The organism is Stenotrophomonas sp. STEN087 (assembly GCF_056759115.1).
On record NZ_JBRRCR010000146.1, the window covers coordinates 1 to 5,814 of the forward strand.

At 66.5% G+C, this 5,814-nt stretch carries 5 protein-coding genes; 2 read left to right on the forward strand and 3 right to left on the reverse strand.

Features of this window, described 5'->3' with window-relative positions; genetic code table 11:
• Window positions 1-111 precede the first annotated feature (111 nt).
• From ACVOK1_RS20080 to ppsR, 3 genes are all read right to left on the reverse strand, one after another.
• Window positions 112-600, reverse strand: a complete 489-nt coding sequence (locus tag ACVOK1_RS20080; RefSeq protein WP_108769173.1) for an NUDIX hydrolase — start codon at window positions 598-600, stop codon at window positions 112-114.
• 42 nt (window positions 601-642) lie between these two features.
• Window positions 643-1,155, reverse strand: a complete 513-nt coding sequence (locus ACVOK1_RS20085; protein WP_367382542.1) for a DUF1249 domain-containing protein — start codon at window positions 1,153-1,155, stop codon at window positions 643-645.
• Window positions 1,156-1,323: 168 nt separating this feature from the next.
• Window positions 1,324-2,145 carry a posphoenolpyruvate synthetase regulatory kinase/phosphorylase PpsR gene (ppsR, locus tag ACVOK1_RS20090; RefSeq protein ID WP_164074306.1) on the reverse strand — a complete coding sequence of 274 codons (822 nt, stop codon included), beginning with the start codon at window positions 2,143-2,145 and terminating at the stop codon, window positions 1,324-1,326.
• A gap of 143 nt (window positions 2,146-2,288) precedes the next feature.
• Between ppsR and ppsA the strand changes: the two genes are divergently transcribed.
• Window positions 2,289-4,667, forward strand: a complete 2,379-nt coding sequence (gene ppsA / locus ACVOK1_RS20095; RefSeq protein ID WP_406235817.1) for a phosphoenolpyruvate synthase — start codon at window positions 2,289-2,291, stop codon at window positions 4,665-4,667.
• Between the two features lie 131 nt (window positions 4,668-4,798).
• A complete protein-coding gene (locus tag ACVOK1_RS20100; RefSeq protein ID WP_481563058.1) occupies window positions 4,799-5,695 on the forward strand; it encodes a mechanosensitive ion channel family protein in 897 nt (298 codons plus the stop codon).
• Window positions 5,696-5,814: the final 119 nt, after the last annotated feature.

Sequence of the window (5,814 nt, forward strand, 5' to 3'; positions counted from 1 at the left end):
GCGCGCGGGGGGGCCCCCCCCACCCCCGGGCCGGCCCCCGCCGCCACCCGCCCCCCGCCCCCCGCTACGCCCGGGCCCAGGCCCGGCGAGCGCAGCGGCACCGGAACAGCCTCAGAGGCGGCTGAACGCCCAGCTCTGCATGCGCCCATCCCGGTACGGCATCACCCCATGGAACGGCCGCGGGTCGGCGTCGAACACCAGCGGCAGGAAGTTGCGGTCACCCTCCCACATCGGCAGCGTGTCCAGCTTGTCCACGTCCACCCACTCCAGAGTGCCCTCGTGGTTGCCGCCATGCGGGCTGCCCTCGAAGCTGTCGATGACGAACACGAAACCGAACCAGTCCTCGCCATGCTTGCCGAAGCCCGGCCAGCTGATGGTGCCGCGCAGGCGCATGGCCGTGCAGTCGATGCCGGCTTCCTCGGCGATCTCGCGGCGCATGCCGGCGGCCACGTCCTCGGTCGGTTCAACCTTGCCGCCCAGGCCGTTGTACTTGCCCAGGTGGTGGTCACCGGGGCGGGTGTTGCGGTGGATCATCAGCACCTGGCGACGATCGGGCGAGAGCACATAGCCCAGGGTGGCGACGATCGGGGTATACGGCATGGGCGTGCATCCAGCGGCAGGTCAGCCCCGGATTATGGCCGATCAGCGCACCAGCGACAGGCGGCGCTCGGCCGGCAGCGCGCCGCTGCCCTCCGGGTCGCGGCGCAGGGTGGCCACGCCGTGGCCGCGCTCGGCCAGGTATTCCAGCCACTTGCCGAGGAAGGTGTTCATCCGCATGCGGTGGCTGATCAGCTCAGCCGGCGGCGGGTACAGGCCCATCGTGTCCTGCCAGCGGCGGCCCACGTAGCAGTGGGTCGTCTCGGCCTGGCGGGCGTCACGGTACAGGCGCACGTAGGCCGAGGGGTCCGGCTCACCGGTCACCGGGTCGGCCAGGTCGTAGGTCAGGCGCAGCTCCACCGTGTAGCGGTGGCATTCGATGACGTCCAGGCGCACGTCCAGTCCGTCGCCGACCGAGGAGACGTAGCTGCCGGCGGTCAGTTCGGCCGGGGCGAACAGGCGCACCAGATGCCGGTAATTCTCGGCATACAGGCCCATCAGCCAGCTGAGCCGGCTCAGGCGGGGAATGCGTTCGGTGCGGGGCGAGGCGTGAGCCATGGGTCGATCCTACACGTTGGCCATAAAACGTGGGGGCTGCGTGGCCCCGGCCAAAGGGGGGGCGTTCAACCGCCGCCGCGCCCCGGACGCCATGCCGAACCCCGGGTAGAGCCGGCCGCTGGCCGGCAATCCCTGGCAGCCCGCCAGCGGCCGGCTCTACCAGCGACCTCAATACATCTCGCGCTGCAGTCCCAGCGTGCCCAGCACCTTGCTGGAAATCTCCTCGATCGAGGTGTGGGTGGTGCTCAGCGTCGGGATCCGTTCCATCTGGAACATCACCTCGGCCGCGGCCACCTCGCGCTTGCAGGTGTCCAGGTTGGCGTAGCGCGAGTTCGGCCGGCGCTCCTGGCGGATCTGCTGCAGGCGGTCCGGATCGATGGTCAGGCCAAATAATTTCCGACGATAGTTTCTCAACCGCGGTGGCAGGCGGTCGCTCTCCAGATCCTCGTCGGTCAACGGGTAATTGGCCGCGCGCACCCCGTAATGCAGGGCCAGGTAGATGCAGGTAGGCGTCTTGCCAGCGCGCGACACCGCCACCAGGATCACATCCGCATCGTCGTAATTCACCGCGATGCCGTCATCGTGGGTCAGCGCGAAGTTCATCGCGTTGATGCGGCGGTGGTAGGTCTCGAAGTCCACCATGCCGTGGGCCTGGCCGACCCGGGCCAGGCGCGGGCTGGCCAGTTCCCGCTCCAGCGGCTCGATGAACGGGGCGAACACGTCCAGCATCAGGGCCCCGCTTTCGGCCAGGATCAGGCTCAGGCTCTGGTCGACGCAGGAGTTCACCACGATGGGCCGGACCTGGTACCGCTCCCCCGCCGCCTGGATCCGGACACACGCTTCCCGCGCTTTTTCGGGGTCGTCGATGAACGACATTCGATCAGTGATGAAGCTGAACCCGGTGAACTGCGTGAGCAGGCTATGCCCAATGGTTTCAGCGGTGATACCGGTTCCATCGGAAACGTAGAACACCGGACGGATGGTCGACATAGGCGGTTTTCACCCCTCTGAAGCTGAAAATGGTTGCAGCACAAGCTTGTGCCGACGGTACTGCGACCGGCATCATATCGGCTTCTTCCTACGGACGCGGCCATTCAGCCCGCCTCGGGCGATGGCCAAACGGAGCATCGCGCTTGAACGAGAATATCCTGTGGTTGCACGAACTGCGTCTGGGCGATCTGGCCCGCGTAGGCGGCAAGAATTCGTCGCTGGGCGAAATGATCGGCAACCTTGCCGGTCTGGGGGTCTCCGTCCCCGGCGGTTACGCCACGACCGCTGAAGCCTTCAAGGACTTCATTGCCCACAACGACCTGTCCAAGCGCATCTTCGACAAGCTGGCCACGCTCGACGTCGAAGACGTCAACGCGCTGACCGTTGCCGGCAAGGAAATCCGCACCTGGGTGATCGATGCCCCGCTGCAGCCGCAGCTGGACCAGGACATCCGCAGCGCCTACAAGCAGCTGTGCGACGAGAACGGCGGCGGCGAAGTGGCCGTTGCGGTGCGCTCCTCGGCCACCGCCGAAGATCTGCCCGATGCGTCCTTCGCCGGCCAGCAGGAAACCTTCCTCAACGTCACCGGTGCCGACGATGTCGTGCACAAGGTCAAGGAAGTGTTCGCCTCGCTGTACAACGACCGCGCCATCGCCTACCGCGTGCACCACGGCTTCAAGCACGAAGACGTGTTCCTGTCCGCCGGCGTGCAGCTGATGGTGCGTTCGGGCGTCGGTTCCTCCGGCGTGCTGTTCACCCTGGACACCGAGTCCGGCTTCCGTGACGTGGTGTTCGTCACCTCGTCCTTCGGCCTGGGCGAAATGGTCGTGCAGGGCGCGGTCAACCCGGACGAGTACTACGTCTACAAGCCCACCCTGCAGGCCGGCAAGCCGGCGATCCTGCGCCGCTCGCTCGGCAGCAAGGCGATCCGCATGGTGTATTCGGATGTCCCCGGCGAGCGCGTCAGGATCGAGGACACCCCGGTCGAACTGCGCAGCACCTTCTCCATCAGCGACGAGGACGTGCAGGAACTGTCCAAGCAGGCGCTGGTCATCGAAAAGCACTACGGCCGCCCGATGGACATCGAGTGGGCCAAGGACGGTGTCAGCGGCAAGCTGTTCATCGTGCAGGCCCGCCCGGAAACGGTGAAGTCGCGCAGCCACGCCACCCAGATCGAGCGCTTCGCGCTGACTGAAAAGGGCGGCAACGTGCTGGCCGAAGGCCGTGCCGTCGGCGCCAAGATCGGCTCGGGCACCGCCCGCGTGGTCAAGACGCTGGAAGACATGAACCGCGTGCAGCCGGGCGACGTGCTGATCGCCGACATGACCGACCCCGATTGGGAGCCGGTGATGAAGCGTGCCTCGGCCATCGTCACCAACCGTGGTGGCCGTACCTGCCACGCCGCGATCATCGCGCGCGAGCTGGGCGTGCCGGCCGTGGTCGGTTCGGGCAACGCCACCAAGGTCATCGAAGATGGCCAGCAGGTCACCGTCAGCTGCGCTGAAGGCGATACCGGCTTCATCTACGAAGGCAAGCTCGATTTCGAGCGCACCACCACCGATCTGGGCAACATGCCGCCGGCACCGCTGAAGATCATGATGAACGTGGCCAACCCGGAACGTGCCTTCGACTTCGGCCAGCTGCCGAACGCCGGCATCGGCCTGGCTCGTCTGGAAATGATCATCGCCAGCCACATCGGCATCCACCCGAACGCGCTGCTGGAGTACGACCGCCAGGATGCGGCGACCAGGAAGAAGATCGACGAGAAGATCGCCGGTTACGGTGATCCGGTCAGCTTCTACGTGGACCGCCTGGCCGAAGGCATCGCCACCCTCACCGCCTCGGTCGCACCGAACCCGGTGATCGTGCGCCTGTCGGACTTCAAGTCCAACGAGTACGCCAACCTGGTCGGCGGCAGCAACTACGAGCCGCACGAAGAGAACCCGATGATCGGCTTCCGCGGCGCCAGCCGTTACGTCGATCCGAGCTTCTCGGCCGCATTCGCGCTGGAATGCAAGGCCGTGCTGCGCGTGCGCAACGAAATGGGCCTGGACAACCTGTGGGTCATGATTCCGTTCGTGCGCACCCTGGAAGAAGGCCGCAAGGTCGTCGAGGTGCTGGAACAGAACGGCCTGAAGCAGGGCGAGAACGGCCTGAAGATCATCATGATGTGCGAGGTGCCGTCCAACGCACTGCTCGCCGATGAGTTCCTGGAGATCTTCGACGGCTTCTCGATCGGCTCCAACGACCTGACCCAGCTCAGCCTCGGCCTGGACCGCGACTCGTCCATCGTCGCGCACCTGTTCGACGAGCGTAACCCGGCGGTGAAGAAGCTGCTGTCGATGGCCATCAAGGCCGCGCGCGCCAAGGGCAAGTACGTCGGCATCTGCGGCCAGGGCCCGTCCGATCACCCGGATCTGGCCGAATGGCTGATGCAGGAAGGCATCGAGTCGCTGTCGCTGAACCCGGACACCGTGGTCGACACCTGGCTGCGCTTGGCCAAGCACAAGGCAAACGCTTGATGCATTGATGGGCTGACGTCGCTTTCATTGGCGTCCGCCCATACTGCAGCTGCATGCACGCCCCGCCTCTGCGGGGCGTGTCTGTTTCTGGCGTCCGCATACGCCATGACTACTGCTGCAAAGGAGCCCGCATGATCGCCGCTGCCGTCCCGCCCGTCCCCGCCGCCACGTCCTGGTTCCATTCGCTCAACTGGGAACGCCTGCTGGAAACCTACGGCGTACCGCTGCTGGCGGCCATCGTCGTGCTGCTGGTCGGCATGTGGGTGGCACGACGCCTGTCCAATGCGCTGCCACGCGCCACCTCGCGCATGGGCATGGACCCGATGCTGGGCAGTTTCCTGCGCAACGTGGTCTACGCCGCCTCGCTGGTGATCGTGGTGGTGCTGGCCATCGGCACGCTGGGCGTGCAGATCACCCCGCTGCTGGCCGTGCTCGGCACCGCCGGCCTGGCCGTCGGCCTTGCCCTGAAGGATTCGCTGTCCAACATCGCCTCCGGGGTGATGCTGGTGACCCTGCGTCCGTTCCGCGTGGGCGATGTAGTGACCGTGGCCGGGCAGACCGGTACCGTGCGCGAAGTACGCATCTTCCAGACCGTCATCACCGGCGCCGACAACCAGCACACCACCATTCCCAACACGCTGATCACCGCCGCGCCGATCATCAACCTCACCGCCGAACCGACGCGCCGCGTCGAACTGGTGATCGGCATCGGCTACGAAGACAACATCCAGCTGGCACGTGAAACCGCCATCGCCCTGATGAAGGCCGACAGCCGCGTGCTGCCCTCGCCCGAGCCGGACGTGGTGGTGTACGAACTGGGCGACCACGCGATCAAGCTGGGCATCCGCTGCTTCACGAAGTCGGCCGACCAGTTCGGCACCAAGGTCACCCTGCTGGAACAGATCAAGCTGGGCTACGACAAGGCCGGCATCAACCTGCCCTACCCGCAGCAGGACATGCACCTGTACCTGCATGGCAAGGATGGCGGCGTGGTCGAGGCAGAGGCGCTGGTGCGCGACAAGCCCTGACGCACAACGGTAGTGCCGGGGGGCGGGCGGCCGGCGGGCCGCCCCAGGACCCCGCTCACGGCCGCCCGCGCCGCCGCAAAAGCACCCGCCCCCGCCCAACGAACATGGGCCCCGAACCC